19 protein-coding genes are annotated in these 18475 nt (G+C 68.5%); 5 read left to right on the plus strand and 14 right to left on the minus strand.

Annotation, left to right across the window (positions count from 1 at the left end):
• The coding region (locus VHU88_23650; GenBank protein HEX3614703.1) for a biotin/lipoyl-binding protein at nucleotides 1-371 on the minus strand (371 nt) is incomplete at its 3' end.
• Between the two features lie 457 nt (nucleotides 372-828).
• On the opposite strand from VHU88_23650, the gene VHU88_23655 reads away from it, so the two are divergent.
• Together VHU88_23655 and VHU88_23660 are read left to right on the plus strand one after the other, a co-directional pair.
• Nucleotides 829-1800, plus strand: coding sequence for a hypothetical protein (locus tag VHU88_23655; protein ID HEX3614704.1), 972 nt, complete (start codon nucleotides 829-831; stop codon nucleotides 1798-1800).
• Nucleotides 1801-1942: 142 nt separating this feature from the next.
• The gene (locus VHU88_23660; GenBank protein HEX3614705.1) at nucleotides 1943-2881 is read left to right on the plus strand and encodes a hypothetical protein; all 939 of its coding nucleotides are present in this window, start codon (nucleotides 1943-1945) and stop codon (nucleotides 2879-2881) included.
• Between the two features lie 39 nt (nucleotides 2882-2920).
• Here the strand turns inward: VHU88_23660 and VHU88_23665 are convergent, their stop codons facing one another.
• Genes VHU88_23665 through VHU88_23675 form a run of 3 tightly spaced genes read right to left on the minus strand, consistent with a single transcriptional unit; the run spans nucleotide 2921 to nucleotide 4004 of the window.
• A complete protein-coding gene (locus VHU88_23665) occupies nucleotides 2921-3349 on the minus strand; it encodes a DUF5985 family protein (protein ID HEX3614706.1) in 429 nt (142 codons plus the stop codon).
• On the minus strand, nucleotides 3346-3603 hold the full coding sequence (locus VHU88_23670) for a DUF5985 family protein (protein HEX3614707.1): 258 nt from the start codon (nucleotides 3601-3603) through the stop codon (nucleotides 3346-3348). Before VHU88_23670 ends, VHU88_23665 begins: the two co-directional genes overlap by 4 nt.
• Nucleotides 3603-4004: a hypothetical protein gene (locus VHU88_23675; GenBank protein HEX3614708.1), complete on the minus strand. Its 402-nt coding sequence runs from the start codon at nucleotides 4002-4004 to the stop codon at nucleotides 3603-3605. Before VHU88_23675 ends, VHU88_23670 begins: the two co-directional genes overlap by 1 nt.
• A gap of 273 nt (nucleotides 4005-4277) precedes the next feature.
• Here VHU88_23675 and VHU88_23680 point away from each other — a divergent pair, with 273 nt between their 5' ends.
• Nucleotides 4278-4409: a hypothetical protein gene (locus VHU88_23680; GenBank protein HEX3614709.1), complete on the plus strand. Its 132-nt coding sequence runs from the start codon at nucleotides 4278-4280 to the stop codon at nucleotides 4407-4409.
• A gap of 52 nt (nucleotides 4410-4461) precedes the next feature.
• Here VHU88_23680 and VHU88_23685 read toward each other — a convergent pair whose 3' ends face one another.
• From VHU88_23685 to VHU88_23725, 9 genes are all read right to left on the minus strand, one after another.
• On the minus strand, nucleotides 4462-5553 hold the full coding sequence (locus tag VHU88_23685) for a hypothetical protein (GenBank protein ID HEX3614710.1): 1092 nt from the start codon (nucleotides 5551-5553) through the stop codon (nucleotides 4462-4464).
• A 16-nt stretch (nucleotides 5554-5569) separates the two neighbouring features.
• Nucleotides 5570-6367: an ABC transporter ATP-binding protein gene (locus VHU88_23690; protein HEX3614711.1), complete on the minus strand. Its 798-nt coding sequence runs from the start codon at nucleotides 6365-6367 to the stop codon at nucleotides 5570-5572.
• A gap of 15 nt (nucleotides 6368-6382) precedes the next feature.
• Entirely contained in the window at nucleotides 6383-6997 is a 615-nt protein-coding gene (locus VHU88_23695; GenBank protein HEX3614712.1) for a hypothetical protein, read from the minus strand.
• Between the two features lie 32 nt (nucleotides 6998-7029).
• Nucleotides 7030-7728, minus strand: coding sequence for an ABC transporter ATP-binding protein (locus VHU88_23700; protein ID HEX3614713.1), 699 nt, complete (start codon nucleotides 7726-7728; stop codon nucleotides 7030-7032).
• Nucleotides 7721-9865 carry an ABC transporter permease gene (locus VHU88_23705; GenBank protein ID HEX3614714.1) on the minus strand — a complete coding sequence of 715 codons (2145 nt, stop codon included), beginning with the start codon at nucleotides 9863-9865 and terminating at the stop codon, nucleotides 7721-7723. Before VHU88_23705 ends, VHU88_23700 begins: the two co-directional genes overlap by 8 nt.
• A gap of 99 nt (nucleotides 9866-9964) precedes the next feature.
• Nucleotides 9965-11602, minus strand: a complete 1638-nt coding sequence (locus tag VHU88_23710; protein HEX3614715.1) for an ABC transporter substrate-binding protein — start codon at nucleotides 11600-11602, stop codon at nucleotides 9965-9967.
• Between the two features lie 157 nt (nucleotides 11603-11759).
• A complete protein-coding gene (locus VHU88_23715; GenBank protein HEX3614716.1) occupies nucleotides 11760-12299 on the minus strand; it encodes a nuclear transport factor 2 family protein in 540 nt (179 codons plus the stop codon).
• Entirely contained in the window at nucleotides 12296-13312 is a 1017-nt protein-coding gene (locus VHU88_23720) for a hypothetical protein (protein HEX3614717.1), read from the minus strand. Before VHU88_23720 ends, VHU88_23715 begins: the two co-directional genes overlap by 4 nt.
• Entirely contained in the window at nucleotides 13309-14937 is a 1629-nt protein-coding gene (locus tag VHU88_23725) for a PEP-utilizing enzyme (protein HEX3614718.1), read from the minus strand. Before VHU88_23725 ends, VHU88_23720 begins: the two co-directional genes overlap by 4 nt.
• A gap of 98 nt (nucleotides 14938-15035) precedes the next feature.
• On the opposite strand from VHU88_23725, the gene VHU88_23730 reads away from it, so the two are divergent.
• Nucleotides 15036-15743 (plus strand): hypothetical protein, encoded by a 708-nt coding sequence (locus VHU88_23730; protein ID HEX3614719.1) that lies wholly within the window; start codon nucleotides 15036-15038, stop codon nucleotides 15741-15743.
• A 27-nt stretch (nucleotides 15744-15770) separates the two neighbouring features.
• Here VHU88_23730 and VHU88_23735 read toward each other — a convergent pair whose 3' ends face one another.
• Nucleotides 15771-17066, minus strand: a complete 1296-nt coding sequence (locus tag VHU88_23735; GenBank protein ID HEX3614720.1) for a cytochrome P450 — start codon at nucleotides 17064-17066, stop codon at nucleotides 15771-15773.
• Nucleotides 17067-17360: 294 nt separating this feature from the next.
• Here VHU88_23735 and VHU88_23740 point away from each other — a divergent pair, with 294 nt between their 5' ends.
• Nucleotides 17361-18284, plus strand: coding sequence for a DUF559 domain-containing protein (locus VHU88_23740; protein HEX3614721.1), 924 nt, complete (start codon nucleotides 17361-17363; stop codon nucleotides 18282-18284).
• The last annotated feature ends 191 nt before the right edge of the window (nucleotides 18285-18475 follow it).

Consider the following 18475-nt stretch of genomic DNA (forward strand, 5'->3'; position numbering starts at 1 on the left):
TCCTCCTTGGCCGACTTCAACTGCGCCTTGGCGGTCTGCAACTGGGCCTTGGCCTGCTCCAGGTCGTTGACCGCGGTGCGGTTGTCGACCTTGGCCAGCACCGCCCCGGTCTGCACCTGATCACCGATCTTGACCGGCACATCGGTCACCAGACCCGGTGAGGTACCGGCAAAGACCAGACCCACCGTCTTGGGCGCGTCCAGGTTGCCCGTGGCCGAGACCGTCGTGGCAACCGTGCCCATACTGGCCTGCGCGGTCTGCTCGACCGGCTTGGGCTGACTGGGATTGCCGATGGTCTTGACACCCTCGACCGCAGTGGCCACCAGAATCACCGACAACCCGGTGTTGATGGCAATCTTCTTCCGGTTCATGGCTCCCGCCCCACGCTTGTGAACACCTTGGACGAGCCCCCGCCCGTCCCATCACTCTCGTACCTGCTGCACCTCTAACCACAAGTGCAACATGTGTCACGTTAGAATCGTTCGGGTAGCGATGGTGTACGGAGACGTACCGGACTGAGTAAAGACGTCTTGGGCCGGTTCTTTCCTTTCCGGTGGTGGCGCGCGGGCTGCCGCATGGGCCGCACCTGCCGGTCGGCGTGCGATGTGACGCACCGTCAGCTACTCCGGAGGCCGTACGCGTCCGGGGGGTGGTCCGTGCCGCCCTGGAAGCTGTCGCGTAAATCGCGGGCGCCACGCCGGGTCGGATGTTTGCGTACCGGTGCAACCGGCGATTGGCTGACCTCGCGATCAGGGGGTGCTTATGCGACTACGTGGTGCGGGTCGTTCCGGAGTACTACCGACCGGCGCGGTCGGAGCGGTGAGTTGCGTGGCGCTCGGGTTGGCCGGCGTGGTGGTCACATCGGGCCCGGCTGCGGCCAACGGCCCGTGCGGCAACCTCGGCTCGGTCGAGCAGGAGCCCAACGGGGGGACGGCAATCACCTGCGTCTACGACGACACCACAGCGCCGACGCACCTGATCGCCCCGTCCGGGGTGACCACGGTGACCGCGACGCTGACCGGTGGTTCGGGTGGTGCGGGTGCCTCCGGCCTGGCGGGCGCGGCAGGTGGCCTGACCAAGCTCGTGATCAAGCTGCCCGTGACCGGGATCGAGATCTGGACAGGCAGCGTGGGCCAGGCCGGTCAGGGCTGCGGCGCCGACTCCGTGGGTGGCTCGGGTGGCCGTGCCAGCGGCCAACCCAGCGGCGGTTCGGGCGGTGGCGGCACCCTCGGCTGTGCGGGCGGGGGCGGGGGCGGTGCAAGCTTCGTGATGGCCGGGACCGGCGTGCCCGGGCGCGGGGTCCCACTGGCGACGGCCGGCGGCGGCGGCGGTGCGGCCGGCAGCGGATCCGCGGTCGGCGGACGTGGCGGGCCGGAGGATCAGACCGGCGCGGGCGCCGGTGGCGGCAGTGCCGGCTCGTACGGCGGTCGCGGTGGGGGAAGGGACGCCGCCCCCGGTTCGGGTGTCATAGGTGGTAACGGAGCCGCCGGGTCCGGCGGCAAGCCTGCTGGTGGCGGCGGTGGCGGCGGCTACCTAGCAGGTGGTGGCGGCGCGGCCGCCTCCGGCGGCGGTGGCGGCGGGGTTGTCGGCCACGCGCACACGAAGGCCCACCAGAAACCGAACGTGGCCTCGGCCGGGTCCGCGTCCGGCCCGGCCCACGCCGGCCTGGTAAAGATCACTTTCACCCCGGCCGGAAGCAGCGGTCCGCCTTCGGAGGAAGAGCCGATGCCGCCGCCGACGTCGTTCGACCACACCCGGTGGGCCCTCGACCCGGCGCGGACGGCCGCCCGCCTGGACTGACTCGACCGCGGGCCGGGCGCTGTTGATCTTTATCCCGGTCGTCTTGTTAATCGATCATGAACGCAAAATCTTCGGTTCGAGCTCTTCAGTCGTGATCATTTCGGGCGGCACGATGGCGACGCCGACCCGAAGGGAGCCCGGCGTGACCATCGAGCCGGAGATCGAGCACAGGTTCGCCGTCGCGACGCAGGGTTACGAGCCTCGCGCGGTTCATGCCTGCGTCGAGGAGTTGACGTCGGCGCGCGAAGCCTTGGTGCGCCGGGCCGCACAACTGCGGCGCGAGACCGAGGACCTGACGCGTCTGGTTGCCGCCCGCAACGCGAAATCGGGGTTCGAGGCCGTGCTCGCAAATTTGGCGTCGAGCCTCGGGGCCGCCTACGCCGAACGCGACGAGCTGCGCTGCGACCTGGAGTCCAGGAGTCGGCAGGAGCGTGCACAGGCCCAGGAGTTGATCCGCACGCAGCTGCAGCAGTTGGACGAGGAGTCCGTCCGGGCCACCGCGGCCGCCGAGGTCGCCGCCGGTCAACTCCTCGAGGAGGCCGGTCGGGCCGCCGCGGAGATCCGGGCGGCCGGGACGGAGTCCGCGGCCACGATCGCGGCCGGCGCCGACGAGGTTCTCGATGCCGCCCGCGCCAGGGTTGCGCAGCGGACCGAGGAGGTCGTCGCCGACCTGACGGCTTGGCAGCTTTCCTGCGAGCAAGGACTCACCGTCGCCCAGGCTCGTGCCGACGGCCGGCTGGACCAAGCGATCCGAGCCGCAGCCGTCGACACTGACCAGGCCAGATCGGTGCTGGAGCATGCCGAGCAGACCGCGTCGCGGCTGCGCGGCGAATCTCGGAAGACCGCGGCCGACCTGCTCGCCGACAGTCGAATGGCAGCCGATCGCCTGACGCAGGAATCCGAACGCGCCGCCGCTGAGGTGGCCGCGAACCTGCGCAGCATCGGCCGGTTCGTCGACGGTCTGCCACTGCCTGTCGGCCTGCTGGAGACCGGCCCGCGCCTGGCCGGTGCGACCGACGACACAGTTCGCGGGCCGCTGGCGGAGGTCATGCCACTGCGGTCCTGGCGGCGAGTGCGCTGACCGTACGGCTTCCGGCCCGGCGTCCGGGACGGCGGCCGGTCACCGCCCGTTCGGCGTGCGCACGGGCGTGCGCGGTTCGTCGTCCGAGTCGGTCTCCCAGGACAGGACATCGCCGACCGGCTCGGCCGGTGTCTGCGTGGCCGGCCGGCGGAGCGGCGTGGACAGGTTCTTGTCCAGCACCGCGGCGATGATCGCGGCGAAGCCGGCCAGCCGGGACGCGTAGACCCAGATCGCGGCGTCCGGGTGGTGGTGATGCACGACCAGGTACAGCTCGATGCGGTTGACGCCGAACAGCGTGAACGCGAAGGCGAAGGCCGCGAACAGCCGTTCGCCGGTGGCGCGCCAGTAGCGCAGGAAGAACACGGCGACCGTGAACGAGGCCATCATGATGGCCCCTTCCAGCAGGCCGTTCAGCTGCTCGTGCGTGACCGGCAGCCGGTCCGATCCGGGCGCCAGGAGATGGATCATCGAGACTCCCAGATCAGGCCGAACAGCAGTGTGCAGACGGCAGTGAGCCCGGTGAACTCACGCAGCAGGTGCAGATCGCTGTGGACCGCGACGACCTCGTCGGCCAGCAGCACGACGTTGTCCGCGGCCAGCCCGACGAAGCCAAGCCCGACCCACATCAACAACCGGACCCGTTCCCGCGACCAGGACCGCATCAGCAGCACGGCGCACAGGATGCTGCTCACCGCGCACAGGGAGTAGACGAAGGCAGCCATCAAGAGTCCTTCTGCTGATCACGACGCAACCGGAACGCCTCGGCGAGTGAGACGCGGGGATCCTGTGCCCACTCGGCACCGAAGATGACCCGGCCGATCGTGACCGGGCGACGCAGGTAACTTGCGGCCACCTCGGCGAGCAGCTTCACCGTCTCGCCGTCCTCGGTGAGCCGGAAGCCGGCCGAGTCCTGGTCGCAGAACCCCGCGCTGGTGAAGCCGGCCAACCACTCGGCGACGACCGGCTCGGACAGGTACATCGCCGTCGCGATCTCCGTCGGCGGCAGCGGCTCGCCCGCAGCCTCGAACACCAGCAGCAGAGCCTCGAGCTGGAGCACCGACCGGACGTGTGCGTGCAGGAACGCGAGCACCGGTTCCGGCAACGCAGGGGATACGTCGCTCACGAGTTTCGGCCGCCCTGGGACGGATCGATTTGGCGTGCGGACCCCACTGTCGGAGCCCTCCGCGACGCCTACCCCACCTTAGAACCTGTCCAGGAGCCGCCGCCTCCGGCTCGCCTGTTCGGGTGTGCCCAGGCGCGGTTTCCGGAGGCGGCGAATTCACGGTCCCGACGTCTGGACGCGGTCCCGGAAGAAATCCTCCGCACATGTTCGAGGAGCCACACTTGCGCGACCGGGACCCCAATCGGTGCCGGCGGTCGGTGCAGGGAGACGCGGATGCGGTCGTGGGAGGCAGTGACCCGGGTCGTGATCCTGGATGTGGTCCTGCCGGTGCTGGTCGGACACGTCCTGGCGCGCTTGGGCCGATTCGGCGACGGCCGGCCGAGGGAGCAGACCGCCCGCTCCTGAGCCCGCGCAGGGTGTCCCTGATGCATCAACCGTGCCGGGCCGCCCTGTGCCGCTAGCGCTGCTTGGTCGACCGCGCCGGTCGTGCGGCCAGGGCCCACGCCGCGGCCGGGTTCGCCGCCCGGGTCGCGATCCGCGCGGAGCCGAGGGTGGCCGCCGAGCCGGTCGAGCTGAGCGCGACGGCAGTGGCTGTCGTCGCGGTGTTGACCGAGGCGACCTCGGCCCGGCCGAGGATGTAGCCGATCGTGTACTTAGCTCCGGACGGCGAGGTGAAGTTCTGGGTGATCTTCATGCCGCCGAGGACGTAACGGGTCACGCCGCTGACCGGGTCGGTGGTGGTGGTCTCCGGCGCGATGTCGAGCTGGAGCCCGGCGGCCGAGAGCGCGGCGTTGGCTCCGTCGATCGCGGCCTTCTTGTCGGCGGACTGCCCCAGGTAGGTGAACCCGGCCTTGTCGTAGCCGAAGGCCTGGCCACCGATCGAGAACCGGCCGAACACCGCGCTGACGACCTTCGGGGCACCGCCGGCGTCGGTGATCGTGGCCTTGGCCTCGGAGTAGCCGACCTCGAGTGGGCCCTCGACGAAGCCTGCGGCGGCGCCTTCCGCCGTTGCCACGGTGGACTTGTCGTCGAGTTTCTTGGTCTCTGCCGTGGCCGACTGCTGTTGGTTCGGCGCCGGGATCGACTCGGGTGCGCCATTGCTGCCTGCTGCCTGGGCACCGTGCTCGCCGGCCTCGGCATGGACCTTGTAGTAGTAGTTGGCGTCGCTCGCCTCCGGCGCCGACGGGTACGTGGCCGTCACGAACCCGGGGAAGTGGGAGAACGGCAGGATCGGGTTGTTGTAGCCGAACTGGCTGGGCGCGCCGTTGATCAGGCCGGGCAGCGTTTCCGCGCTGTTGCCGTAGTACGGCGCACCGGCGAAGGAGGCGCTCTGCCCAGTGCTGTCGAGATGCGACTGCGCGGTCAGCGAGCCGGCGGTGTTCTTCGGTGAACCGGGGATGTCCTCGCCGTCGACTTGGTAGTACTGCGAGTCGCCCTGCGCGGTCAATGCGAACCGGTTGTCGTCGGCGCGCGCGGTCCCGGCAGTGAGCACCAGCACGGAGGCACCGGCCACACCTGCAGTGGTGAGAGCCGCCAGCAGTCTCGTCATCTTGTTCTCCGATCTCTCAGGCAACTGCTACCTCACCCAGGTACGCCGCCTTGACGGTGTCGCTTCTGAGCGCCTCGACGGTGGTGCCCTCGTAGATGATCCGTCCGAAGTCGAGCACGGAAATTCGTCGACAGATCTCCGAAACCAGTGCCATGTCGTGCTCGACGATCAGGATTCCGTAACCGGTCTCGGCGACGTGATCGAGCAGCACCTGCCCGAATTCCTTTGTCTCCGCGACATCCAGGCCCGACGACGGTTCGTCCAGGAGCAGGAACTTGAACGGGGTGGCGATCGCCCGAGCCAGTTCGACCAGACGCCGTTGCCCGGTCGACAGGCCACCGGTCGTCCTGTCGGCCAACGCCTCGATCCCGCAGCGAGCCATGGCCACCTGCGCTCGTTGGTTGATCTCCGAGGTCTCCTTGCGGGTGGAGTACAGCTGGCCCAGCAGGGGATTGGCGATCCCGAGAAGCTTGCGGTGGGAGGAGAAGTACGCCGCCGGACCGGTCCGCACGTTCTCGGTCACGGTGAGGCTGTCGAACAACTCCATCCGTTGGAACGTCCGCCCCAATCCACGGTGGGCGCGATTGGCCGCGCCGTGGCCGTCGAGGCTCTCCCCGCCCAGCGTGATCGAGCCGGACTCCGGTCGGTTGCGCCCGGAACAAGCGTTGAAGAACGTCGTCTTGCCCGCGCCGTTCGGCCCGATCAGACCGGTGATCTCCCCGCCCTTGGCGTAGAGGGTGGCGTCGTTCACCGCGGTGATTCCGCCGAACCGCACCGTCACGTTGCGGACGTCGAGGTCGATGGTGTCGGTCACGCGTTCACCCCCGCCCTACAGCGCCCGGCCGGCGGCGGCTTCGTCGAGGCGGGTCCGCCCGAGCAGACCGATCAATTCCTCGTGCAGCTCGAACCAGAGCGTGTGGTAGCTGTCGAGGATCGGTCTGGCCAGGTACGTGGTGTCGCCTGCCTCGAGCGCCGCGACGGCGGTGTCGAATCGCGGACCGTACGGGGCCAACCGGGGCGCGATCGCGATCATCCGGCTCAGCAACGGCCGGAACTCACCGTCGACCTCGTCCAGCAGCCGACGGATCACCGCGGCGTCGTAGGCCGCGTCGGTGTGGTCGTTGGGGGTTTCGGAGTCGCGCAGCTGCCAGCTGGTCACGACCTCCTTCAGGGCGGTGTTGGCGTGGTGGAAGTCGTCGTAGACCGCCTCCAACGCCTGCTGGTCGACGCCGGCCCGCTCGGCGGCGGTCAGCTCACGCAGTCGTTCATTGCCCTCCGGGGTGATCCGGAAGGCCGGGCCGCCCTTGATCAGAGCGTCGGCCAGCAGCTTGTCCAGCGCGGCCTGTGCGTCGGCCTCGTCGGAACCGGTGCAGCGGGCCACGGCCGCGGTGTCGGCCCGGCCTTTGAGCCGGACCGCCTGCAGCACCTCCAGCTCGCCACTCACCGGCTTGCCTCCGTCCGCACTCGCAAGCTCGTTCATTGCGCCAACGACCCGAGGTAGCTGGTCATGATGGTCTCCTCCGAGACTTCCTCCGGGCGCCCTTCGAAGGTGATCCGCCCGCGGTTGAGGACGTAGACGTAGTCGGCGAGCTTGAGTGCTTGGCTCACGTACTGTTCGACAATCAGCTGGGCGATGCCGCGACCCTTCAGATCAGCCAGGTACTCGAAGATCTCGAGCACGATCTTCGGTGCCAGTCCCATCGAGACCTCGTCGAGCAGCACGACCTCGGGGTCGCCCACGTACGCGTGGGACAGGGCGAGCATCTGCTGCTCGCCGCCGCTCAACGTCCGCGCGACCTGCTTGGCGCGCTTCCCCAGCACCGGGAAGGTCTTCGTCGCGGTCCGGAACGCCTGCTTGAACTCCCCAGCCGCGGCCAGCAGCAGGATGTTCTCCGAGACGTTCAGCGACGGGAAAACCCCACGACCCTCGGGGACGTGGATGACGCCGGACCGGGCGATCTTGTGCGGCGGCTGACCGGTCAGGTCCGCGCCGTCGACCAGGATCTGCCCGGAGTAGGGCTTCAGCAGACCCGAGGCCACCCGCAGCAGCGTGGTCTTGCCTGCGCCGTTGGGCCCGAGCAGAGCCACCGTCGCGTTGTCCGGAACGGTGATCGAGACGTCGACCAGAACCGTTCCGGTGTCGTAGCCGGCCGTGATGTTCCGCAGCTCAAGCATGGGAGTCCAACTGTTCGATGTCGACGCTGACGCCCGAGGCCGGGGACGCAGCCTGCGTCCGGGGCCGGTCCCACGGGGAGAAGTCGTCCGGGTCGAGCTCGCCGTCCGGCGCTGCGTCGCGGCCCGCGGAACCGTGGCGATGCGATCGGTGCTCGGCGGACCGCTGCAGTCGTCCACCAAGTGCCGGACGCCCGGCCCAGAACCGACCCAGGTTCAAGGCCGGCGCGATCGCGACGAAGATCGCGAGCAGGCCGAACCCGACCCCGCGGTACTCGATCGCCCAGTGCTTGTCGAAGGGCGAGTAGATCTTGATGACCTGGTAGACGATCGCGGCCAGGACGGGGGAGAGGATCGGCCGGCGACCGCAGAAACCCAGCACCGCAACGAAAATCAGCGAGACGGTGTAATCGAAGGTGCCGCCCGGTTCACCACTCGCGTTCTGCGTGGCACCGGCAACCACCGCGCCGCCGACCCCGGCCATGAACGCCGACAGAGCGAAGACCTGGACGCGCATCACGACGGTGTTCGCGCCGTGGGTCTCCAACGCCGTCGGGGAATCGGCCAGGGCCCGCAGGAGCGTCCCGAGACGGGCACGGCGGACGAGCAGGACGATCGCGGCCATCACCACCGTGACCATCAGCGCCAGGTAGTAGTAGCGCTCGTCGGTGTCGAAGTTCATCCCGAAGATGCCGCTGAAATGGCCGTCCACGGTGTGCAGGCGTTGCGCGGTGATCGGCAACGTGTAGTCGGTGCCGGGCCGCGGGTTCTGCACCAGGCCGCCGCTGTCGAACATGACCGGGGCCAGGTAGAAGCTCTGCTCGAGCAGGATGCCGAAACCGAAGGTGGCGATGGCCACGTAGATGCCGGCCAGGCGGATCGCCGGGATGGCAACCACCGCGCCCAACGGCACGACGATCAGGCCGGCGAGCACCACCGCGACGGGCCAGGTGGCGTGTTTCCCGCCGATCCCCGGCATCCAGTCCGCGAAACCGACGGTGGTCAGCTTGCCCGCGGTCGTGGCGCCCAGCGCCGCGAATCCCATGTGGCACAAGGAGATCTGGCCCGAGGTCCAGATCAGCATGCCGAGGGACAGGAAGATGATCGCGAAGCCGAGCGCGGCGGCGTAGACGGTGATGTTGTAGTCCGCCACGAAGTGCGGGACGAGCACCGCGGCGCCCAGCAGCACGCTCAGCCCGGCCAGGTTCAACGTCCGCGGGAACTCCCGGGGCGGGGCCAGCACTCGCGCGTTGCGCACGCCGCGCTCGGTGAGGTGGCGAGCCGGCACCAGCATGAACACCAGCAGCAGGACCAGGAACGGGATGTTCCGCGGGATCGAGTTGAGGAAGTAGCTGTCGGTGTTCTGGAACCAACGCGGGGAGTAGTTGATCAGGATTCCGATGCCGAAGGCACCGATCAGGGTCAGCACGAGGTTCTGGAACAGCCCGACCGCGGCGGCACCGTAGGCCGCGATGACGATCAGCACCAGGACGCCGACCGACACCCCGAGCTTCGGTGCCAGCAGCATGCCGCAGATGGCCGCGAACGAGGTCCCGACGACCCACGAGAGCCGCCGCACCGCGTCCGGGTTGATCTTGGCCAGGCTGAGCAGATTGGGATCGTCGACCACCGCGGTGGTGGCCCGCCCGAGCCTGGTGCGCCCGAAGAACAGCATGAGCGCCACCGCCGAGGCAATGCCGAAAGCGGTGATCAGCATCTCGCCGTAGGAGATCGTGACGTCGCCCAGGCGCGGTCCGCCGGTCGGCAGGTAGTCGCCGCTCTTCTTGTCCGAGGCGCCGAAGATCGCCGACATCAACGACTGGATCAGCACCAGCAGTCCGACGGTGGCAACCACAGTCATCACCGTGGGAGCCCGGGACAGCCACCGGGCCAACTGCGCCATCACCAGGCCACCGAGGATGCCGACGATGAACAGGCTGACCAGGAAAGCGATCGGCCACGGCCAGTGCCATTCCACGTAGCCCTGGTAGAAGAGATAGGCCGCAGCGGCCGCTACCGCGCCATGCGCGAAGTTGAACACGCCAGAGGTCTTGTAGGTCAGGACCAGGCCCAGGGCGGCGAGTGCGTAGACCGAGCCGTCGGTGATGCCGGGGATCAGATAGTTCAGGAAGGTGGTCATCCCGAAACCACGGTCCCTCTCTCTCGGACATCAACTCGGGCCTGCACCGGTGGGCCGATCGGCCGCGCAGTCACTGGAACCACGCGGCCGACCGGATTCTCAGCCGTGCTGCGGATCGCTTGCCGCGATCACCTTGCTGCACGTGGGCTTGTCGGCAACCGACTTCCACCCGGTGTTGGTGTCGTTCCCGATCGCGTTGAACAGGCAGTACGGGACCCTGGGGTTCTGGTCCTTGCCGAAGGTGCGCGGGCCGGCCAATCCGCCGAGTTCGGTGAACTTCTGACCCTTGAACTCCCACAGCGCGTCCAGGAACTGCTGGGTGGTCGGGTTGGTCGCCGATAGCTCCGCGGAGGCCGCGACCAGCAGGGCACCGGCGGACCAACCGAGGCTGGCCGCGCCGCCGGAGGTGAAGCCCGGGTTGAACTTCTTGATCGAGTCCTGCCAGTACTTCTCGGCCGGAGTGACGTTGCCCTGCCACGGGAACACGTTCATCGGCACGTAGGTGTCACCGAGCCATTTGTCGCCGGCCAGGAACTGCTTCTCGTTGCCGACCGCGAGCGGGTAGGCCAACACCTTCGGGAAATAGCCGACCTGCTCGCAGGATCGGGCCACGCGGACCATCGAAGCCGCGTCGATGTCGAGGATCAACGCCTCGACGCCGGCGGTCTTCATGTCCAAACACTGCTGGACGTAGGACGGCGCGGTGATCGACGTCTGGATGTTCTTCTTGTAGTCGATACCGAACTGCGGGGCCATCTCCCGGATGGAGCGGTCCAACGCCTCGCAGGGCCGCGGCACCTCGATGCAGGACAAGTTCCCCAGCACCGTCTTGTGGAAGTAGTTCTTGGTGGCGTCGAGGTAGCCGTACGAGATCGACTGAACGTCCGAGCCCTGCGGGAAAACCAGGGGAGTGGTGAACCAGGTGTTGTTCGAGATGTCGGTGCCGATGATCGGAATGCCGTACTTCTTGATCACCGGTGCGACGGCTTCCATGGTCAGCACCTGAATGTTGCCGCAGAAGGCCAGGACCTTGTTCTTCTGGATCATCTCGGTGACCTTGGACGCCGCCGTCGCCGGGTCGTCCTGGTCGTCGTCGATGAACAGCTTTATCTTGTGGCCGTTCAAGCCGCCGCAGGCGTTCTGCGAAGCCACGAAGGTCTGGATCGCCGAACGTGCCGGTGCGAACAGCTCGCCCAGGATGCCGGAGAGCGTGCTCACATTCCCGATCGGAACCTCCGAAAGGTTCGCCGGGACGCACGGTGTGGTGCCACCGAAGATCGGCGCGCTCGCGACCACCTTGGCGACCGCGGCGGCGCCGGTGGTGGTCGCACCAGCATCGGCTGGCGCGGCGGGTTGACCCGGTGCCGCGGCGGGAGCCTTGCCACCGGCGGCCTTTGTGGTGCCGCCCTTCGCGACCTTCGCCGGGGTGACCGCGGTGCTCGTCGTGCCGGTCGCCGTCGTGGCCGCGCCCTTGGCTGCGGTGTCGGTGTTCGCGGTGTTCGCGGCGGCCGTGGTGGCGGCGGCCGCGGCCTTGCCGGACGACGCGGCAGCCGCGTCGGTGCCGCCCGCGGCCGGAGCCGCGGGAGCGGGCGCGCCCGCCGCGGTCGAGGTGGAAGTCGACTGGTCGGCCACCGCGCTGTTCGATCCGGAGCTACCGCATCCGGACGTAGTCAGTGCGACAGCCGCGACGATCGCCGTGCCGGCGAACAGCCGCCGAAGCCTCGTGAAATGAACCATTGGGATTGTCCGTCCTCCGAGAGCCGGGGAACTAACTGATGAGCGTCTTCCGCCCACACTTCACAGCGCCTGTTTCGTTGGGCATGAGCAAAAGAGCGGAGAGCCGACTCGGCTTCTGCTGGATACGCAGCGTTAAATTCGGGACCGGTGAACGGGTTCAGCGAATATTAGGCCTAGCTGTCTCAATATAAGTTTGCGTCGTTCCGGCAGTCAAGCATCCGCCAAGGAGCGGCGAGGACAAAACGCCGGGACGCGTCTGTTCCGTAGCTGTCGGTAGCCGAATCGCTGCCAGACACGCTGCGGTGTCCCAGTAACCGACCTTGAGTTCCACGACGCGGTGGTCGCGGAATGTCAGCCATTCCGTCGCGCTCATCGCGATGGGGTCCGACGTGCCGGGAGCCAGCCAGTCGAACTGCACCTCGACCGCGATCTGGTCCCCGTCCTCGGCGACCCGGAGCACCCGGATCGACTCCGGCAGCACCATCGGGGTCGCGGTCCGCAGCAACGTCAGCAGCATCCGCTCGATGACGTCGCGCCCGCGGTGCACACCGCCGTAAGGCAGGGAGTCCGACACCCGCATCACCGCGTCGGGCGCGAATCCGTCGGCCAGGACGGCGCTCACGCCCGCGCTGTCGCGGGCCGGGATCGCGGCGTAGAAGGCCTCGACGATCCGGCGATTCCGGCTGCGCCCGGTCATCCGCCGACCGGTGGGGAGATGTACTTGAACTCGGCGTCCAGGAACACGTTGACCTTGTGGATGTTGCCGTGGTTGGAGAACACGGTGAACTCGGCGCCGGACTCGTCGGCCATCACCGCGTAGTAGTCGCGCAGGTTGTGGCCGTAGCCGCTCACCTCGGGCTCGGCGTCGTGCCACGCGGCGGCCAACCCGGCGGAGCGGCGCACAGTGTGCGCCGCGAACCTGTAGCCGTCCAGGAACTCCAGCTCGATGCGGCTCGGCCAGGCCATCGCGTCCTTGTAGTAGAGGCCGCCGACCGCGGGCACCAGCACGCCCTCGGCGGAGCGCCAGCCGGCGATCGGCATCGGGTCGTCCTTCGGCACTTCGTTGCTGCGCAAGGCGATCAACGAGAACACGCTGTCGTCCGGCAGGATCGCGCCGATCAGGTCGATGCCGGTGTTGAAGGTCAGTTCGGTCTTGCGCCGGCCCCAGCCGCGATCGCGCCAGCCGCCGCCGGAGAACGGCACCCGTTCGCGTCCGGCCCACTGGACCCAGCCGGTGCCGGTGATCAGTTGCTCGTAGTGCGAGTACTGGTGGCCGAACTTCCCGGTTGCGTAATAGCCGGGGAACATCGTGTCCCACAGCGGCGCGTAGTGCTTGCCCTTGACGGTCAGCTCGAACGACACCGCGTCCAGGTTGCCGATCATCAGCAACTCGTGGTCGGAGTCGCCGGACAGGTGCACGACCTCGATGTGGGCCAGTTCGTTGCCGAACGAGTTCCCGGTGTTGCTGCCCTCGTTGCGCATGACCTCGGTGATGAACTTCGCGCCGTGCGCGACCGAGACCCCGACCCGGGTCGGTGGGGTGCGGTTGGCGCTGACGGTCATGTGCAGATTCAGCGTCTGGTCCGACGCGTCGTCGCGCAGGCTGAAGTACCAGGTGTCCTTCCACGGCAGGGATTCATCGCCGGTGGGTAGGTGCAATCGTTCGTCCTCGGGGTCCGGCAGCCAAGCCTTCGGGACCGAGAAGGTCACGCCGACACCTCCGCGCGTTTCAGAATCTCGACGGTGCCCTTGTTCCCGTCCACCCGGACCAGGTCGCCGGTGCGCAGCACCGCGGTTCCGTTGTCGGTGCCGATCACACATGGGATGCCGCACTCGCGGGCGACCACGGCGGCGTGGCTCAGTGGCCCGCCGATGTCCACCACCAGAGCGGTGGCCAGGAACAGCACCGCTGCCCAACTCGGGTCGGTGGTCTGGCTGACGATGATCTCGCCGGGCTCCACGTCGACCTCGGTCGGGTCGTGCACCACCCGGACGAGGCCCTCGACGACGCCGCCGCTGGCCCCGATACCGGTCACCTGGACCACGTCATCGGCAGCGCCCTCGGCTGCCTGCGTCTCGGCGATCACGATCGGCACGGGGGTGCCTTCCCAGGTGCGCGGGATGTCCAGACGCAGCAGTTCCTCGCGGACGGCGCGGCGTTGGGCGGCAACTTCCGGCGCATTGGCCGGCAAGCCGGCGATGAGTTCGTCGGCGGTGAAGTAGAAGACGTCCTCAGGATCGGTCAGCACGCCCTGCTCGACCAGTAGCGTGCCCATGCGGCGGGCCGCGGCGCGGCAGACGTCGAGGCAGCGGATCAGCGCCTCCTTGGCCACGCCGCGCAACGGGATGCGGGCGACGGCCAGCTTCAGGATCAGTTTCGCGATCGGCCGCTGGTAAGCGGGAGTCTTGGCCAGCAACGCCTTCTCGGCGGCCTCGCGCTCCCGGGTGCGCTGCTCGGCCATCAGATGCGGGTGCTCGCTGTCCGGGCGGGCGGCGTACTGCTTCGCCAGTCGCAGTACCGGCTCGGGGTCCTCGCGCCACATCTTCGCGATCAGCTGGCCCTCGCCGAGGCCGTGGTAACCGTGCTTGTCGAGGAAGGCTTCGAGGCTCTGTTGGTGGCGGCCCAGCTCCCAGAGATCCGAGATGATCTCGGTCTCGGCGTGCGAGCCCTGACCCGCCATCAACGCGTTCGCCTGCTCCGGCGTGATGTCGGACTTCGCGATCAGCGCGAGCAACTGGTCGTAGATGGACTGGACGCCGACGAAGACCGCGCGCGCCTGGATGGCGGTCATCGCGCACATCTCCTTGCGGGCGTCCTCGAGCGCGGCCTTGGTCGCCGTCATGTCGCGCTTCGGCATCGCCTTGATGTGCGAGGACCACCAGGCCTGCGTGTGGGCGGTGTCCCGCAAGGCTTCCTTGCGGATGTTGGCGAACGTCTTTGGCATGTTCGCCGCGATCGCACGGTGGCGCTTGCCGGTCTGCGGGATCTGGATCCCGACCGGCATCTCACCGAGCAGTTGTTTGGCGATCGCGTCGCTGCTCGTCCCGGGCAGCCGATTCCCCATCTCGCAGAGGAAGTTCACGCTCAACGCGCCTCGGCCGTGGAAGACGGTGACCGCGCGCTTGTCGGTCTCGGCGTCGAACACGACGCGGTCCGGCTCGAGCGCGCCGGTCCGGCGGAAGGCGTCCTTCATGCCCAGGTCGATGGCCGGGCCCCAGACCGACCAGCCGAACGGTGTGACGACGCCGGGGAGGGCCTCGCCGACGTTGGCCGTGCTCCAGAAGCAGCCCTTCGCGGATTCGGTGTGGTACAGGCTGCGCGCATCCGACGCCATGCTGGGCTCCCTGACCGATCTTTACGGCGGAGACTTGCTGCCATATTCTGCGACGTCTAGTCGCAATAATACAAGAGCCTCCCGGACGCGAGGTCGCCGTGAACATCCGCAACCAGTTGATCTGCGCCTGGAGCGTCCCACTGTTCATGGTGCTGCTCGGCATCGGCTTCGGTGGGCTCTGCGGGTACATCCCGCCCAACCCGCCGGGTCATTCGGCGCAGCAGATCGCGAACTTCTACGCCCACCACCGACAACTGATTCGCACCGGCCTGGTGGTGACGATGCTCGGCGGCGCCTTGCTCGTCCCGTGGGTTGCGGTGCTGGCGCACCAGATGAAGCGAGTCGAGGGCGCCTCGCCCGTGCTCGCGCAGACCCAGATGCTGTCCGGCGCGATGGTCGTCATCCTGATCGTGATCCCGTGCATGCTCTGGACCACCGCGGCCTATCGGCCCGACCGCAACCCCGATCTGATCCTGCTGCTGTCCGACGTGGGCTGGTTCTTCTTCATCCTCGCCCTGTCGCTGCCGGTGGTGCAGATGCTCGCGATCGGTATCTGTGTTCTCGGCGCCCCGGACGAGAAGATCTTCCCGCGCTGGCTCGGCTACGCGAACCTGTGGTTCGCCGTCCTGCTGCTGCCGGGCGCGCTCTGCACGTATTTCAAGGACGGCGTCTTCGCGTGGAACGGCCTGCTCGGCTGGTGGCTGACGATCCTGGTGTTCTTCGCGTTCTGGGGGGTGAACTCGGTGATGCTCTTCAAGGCCATCCGGCAGGAGGAGGCCGAGCACAAAGCGCTCCAGGCCGCGTAGGACTGGAGCGCTCGGCGTGCTGCTGGGCTACTTCTTGTCGAACGCGATCTCGAGACCCTCGTAGGCGGAGAACGGGAACTGGGCAGCCCGGGTCGGGGTGAAGCCGTCCGCGAAGCGGATGTTGTCGAGCCGCTCGAGCAGGACCTCGAAGGAGATCCGGGAGACGGCGCGGGCCAGCGGCATGCCTACGCACACGTGGGGTCCGTGGCCGAACGCGATGTGCTTCTTCACGTTCTCGCGGTGGATGTCGAACTTCTGCGGCTCCGGGAAGACGTCGGGGTCGTGGCCGGCGCCGCCCCACATCATCGGCACCAATGTGCCGGCCGGGATCTTCGTCCCGGACACCTCGGCGTCGGCGGTGCAGACCCGGTAGGTCGCGCGCAGCGGCGAGTCCTTGCGCAGCGACTCGTCGACCGCGGCCGGGATCAGCTCCGGGTTCGCCCGTAGCTCCGCCATCACCTCGGGCGCCTCGATCAGCTCGATGAGGAGGTTCGCCATCAGGTTGGTCGTGGTGTGGTTCCCGGCCGGGAGCAGCTGGGAGACAGCACAGAGAAGCTCGGCATCGGTCAGGTGGTGCGGGCCCGACATCTCGCCGAACTTGGCCTCGTCCTCCTCGTCGATGGTGGAGTTCACCAGGGCCGAGAGCAGATCGTCGGTCGGGTTGGCCCGGCGGGCCTCGATGCGCGGGAGCAGGTCCTCGATGAAGGCCTTGGCCGAGTGCAGGACCTCCATGCGCGCGACGTTGTCCATCGGCGCGAGGTACCCGTCGGCGATGTGGTCGCTCCACTTCTTGAACAGCAGACGGTCGCCGTCCATACCGAGCATGGTCGCGATCATGATGACCGGCAGCGGGGTCGCGTAGGCGTCGAAGAAGTTGCAGGTGCCCGCGTCGATCACGGCGTCGATGAGCGAGTTCGCCTCGGCGCGGATCGTGGGCTCCAACTTGCGGACCCGGGTGATGTTCATCGACTTGTTCGCGATGGCCTTCTGCCGCGTGTGCGCAGGCGGGTCGCAGGAGAACAGCGCGTTCTTCAGCTTGGGGATCGTGGCCCAGAACTCCTGGACCTCGGTCGACCACGGCTCCGGGCTGACGCCGGCCAGCTGCGGTCCCTGCGGGCCGTAGAACTCCGAGGAGAAGCCGGTCGTGTCGAAGGTGATCTTGGAGATCTCGGAGTGGCCGGCGACCACATAGCCGAGCGGACCAGCGTCGAACGCGCCCTCGCCGGAGGAGTGCATGGCCTCGTACCAGTCGTACGGGCAGCGCTGGACCTCTGGGTTGAGCGGGGTGAGGCCTTCGGGAACGGCTGGGGCGTCAGCGGACATCGGTGTCCCTTTCTCCGGGCGCAGCGCGAATATTGGGCCGAGGAGTCTCAATTTATGGAGGGGCCCGGAACGCGGTCAAGAGTCCCGGCCCCCACCACCCCCACCGCCCCGGCCCCGACCACCCGCCGCCCCGGCCCCGACCACCTGTGGGACGAGTTGAAACGGCTGCGCCGACCTGGCGTCGGAAGTCGTCGCTCGGGTTGCAACTCTGCCCGTGGGTTGTGTGGGGGAGGGTTGTCCACAGCGCCGCCGAATCCGCCCCGGCCGGTGGGTCGCCCCGGCAGGTTGTGGCCCATGGATCTCGAGGTGGCGTTGCACAAGTGCGGTGGGGCGGCTCGGTGGCGGACGTTGCGCGGGCTGGGGGTTCCGGCACATCAGTTGCGCGGGGCCCGCGAGCTCGCCGTTGCACGTGGGGCTTTCGCGTTGCCGCACGCTGCCGCAGCCCTTGTCACCGCAGTCCGCCTTGGCGGCGTGGCGTCGCACGGCAGCGCCGCGGCCCTGTACGGCTTCGGCTCCTGGCGTCCGGAACCCACGGTGCATATCACCGTCGCGTCGGGCAGTCGGCTGCCGGAACCGGGCGTCCGCGTCCACCGGGCGCGCCTGCAATCGGTCGACGTCGATCCCTTCCGGGCGCTGACGTCTCCGCTGCGCACTGTCGTCGACTGCTGCCGGGTCGTGCCGTTGCCCGAGGCGCTCGTGGTTGTCGACGGGGCGCTGCACTCCGGGGCGGTGCGCCGCGCAGCGCTGCAGGTCGCGGCCGACGAGGCACGTGGGAAGGGCGCCGCTTCACTGCGCCGTGCGGTTCGTTTCGCGGACGAACTCGCCGAGTCGCCGCTGGAGTCTGTCCTGCGCCTGATCCTCAGCATTCTGAACTGCGATCTGCGCACCCAGGTGCACATCCCCGGCGTCGGCACGGTGGACTTCGTGCTCGACGGATGGCTCGTGGTGGAGGGCGACGGGTTCGAGTTCCACTCCGACAGGCGGGCGTATCGCGGCGACCGGGGGCGACTCAACGAGTTGGCAGCGCAGGGATACACGCTGCTGCGCTTCACCTGGGAGGACGTCCGGTTCCGGCCGGGGTGGGTCCTGGAGCAGGTCGCGCGCGTCCTGGGCCCCACCCCACAACCAACCCGCACCACCAACCCGCACCACCACCCCCACCGCCACCCCCACCACCCCCACCACCACCACTCCCACCCCCACCACCACCACCACTGAGGGGATGAGTTGCAACTGGCGGTGCGATCCCGGTCGTTGGGTCGTCACTCGGGTTGCAACTCGTCCCGGGGGTGGCGGGGGTGGCGGGGGGCGCGGGCGTGGGGCGGGGGCGGGCGTGGCGCGGGCGTGGGGCGGGGGCGGGCGTGGCGCGGGCGTGGGGCTGGGGCGGGCGTGGGGCGGGGGCGGGCGTG

It is taken from the genome of Sporichthyaceae bacterium (assembly GCA_036269075.1).
In the GTDB taxonomy this organism is placed as follows: domain Bacteria; phylum Actinomycetota; class Actinomycetes; order Sporichthyales; family Sporichthyaceae; genus DASQPJ01.